The sequence below is a fragment of the Psychrobacter sp. 1044 genome, from assembly GCF_904846525.1.
In the GTDB taxonomy this organism is placed as follows: domain Bacteria; phylum Pseudomonadota; class Gammaproteobacteria; order Pseudomonadales; family Moraxellaceae; genus Psychrobacter.
Window position 1 is genome coordinate 1 of sequence record NZ_CAJHAZ010000049.1, and the last position, 1,341, is coordinate 1,341.

General features: G+C 35.0%; 1 protein-coding gene and 1 pseudogene. One reads left to right on the forward strand and one right to left on the reverse strand.

Annotated elements, in window-relative coordinates:
- Positions 1-154 precede the first annotated feature (154 nt).
- Positions 155-481, reverse strand: a pseudogene (locus tag JMX82_RS14110) (DDE-type integrase/transposase/recombinase); the annotation flags it as partial.
- A gap of 267 nt (positions 482-748) precedes the next feature.
- On the opposite strand from JMX82_RS14110, the gene JMX82_RS14115 reads away from it, so the two are divergent.
- A complete protein-coding gene (locus JMX82_RS14115) occupies positions 749-1,249 on the forward strand; it encodes a hypothetical protein (protein WP_071002016.1) in 501 nt (166 codons plus the stop codon).
- Positions 1,250-1,341 lie beyond the last annotated feature (92 nt).

A 1,341-nucleotide genomic window follows, 5' to 3' on the forward strand; every position in this document is an offset into this window, starting at 1 on the left:
TCCCAGAACGATTTATAAAATATCAACACCTTCTTCTAATACTCTTAATAATCACTGCCTTAGTGCGTTTTTTAACCCCATATATACCGGAATAATATTAAACCAGTTGGCTATCTGAACCGCCCCGACTATATCGGAGAGCGTTTTATTTGAGTCAGGCAACTTTGCCTGACTCATTAAGACTATCATAATATTGCTTTTCAAACTCAAAAGGTGATACATAACCAATCGTACTATGCATTATCATATGAATTACCCGCGTTCCAACAAAGGTAATAACGCCAGAATCAGCCATCTTATCAGTATAACGAATAGATAAATACTGAACGCCTCTATCACTACGATGAATAACGTCTTTTGGGTTGTTTCTGTCTGCAATGGCTTGATTTAACGCTGCCATCACCATATCGATGTTCATACGATTAGACACCTTCCAGCCAACAATAATACGGACAAACACATCTATAATAAACGCAGTATATCCATAAGGAACCAATTAGGTACTTTCACTGATTCGGTTCCCTAGTGAGGACTTGAATCTATGGCTGTAGGCTAATGATATCGCGGTTTTGAGTTGTTGTGATAACTGTAGTGTACTTCACAGTGTACTGATTAAGCGATGGAGTACTCATTCTAACTACCTGATATCAGTTACAAGCACTATAAATCAATTTCCAATATCGTTTGAGGTTTCAGGATAGAGCTTATCTTATCTTGATAAAAGATAGAAAGTTAAGTGGAGAAGGTTATGAATCGCATAATTAACTGGCGGTATGAAAAATGGGATAATAATGAGAAAAACAATGATAAAAAATATTCAGAAGATGATATTTCCGACTATATTAGCTGGGAGATCTATCCGGAAGATATAGAGCTCTTTATTACAGTACTAGCACCTAGAACAATTATATATAAAGGCTGTGTAATACGTTGTAAAAATGAAAATAAAAAACAGTCTATATGTCAACGTTTTGATTCATGGCTATTACAAGGCAAAGATTTACACATTGCTCAAGCACAAATAAATATGTGTAGTATTGCAGATATATTTTTGAATACTTCTGAAAATACTTCAGACTCTACCATAGAAAACTTAGCCAATTTAATCAAGGACAACTGGGAGCTTCACTTACAAAAAACATATCCAGATAGGGATTTTGTGGTTTATATAGCTGGAGAAGGAGTTGATCTAGTTGTTATTTTTTTTGAACAAACATTACCGAGTGAAATTGAGCTTTATGACTCCTAACATTCCTAAAAGTCGGGGAGTTTCCTAAAAACTGTGTAACTGCTTATAATCCATTAACAGGAGAATAAGCAATGACTACTCAATCTGACATC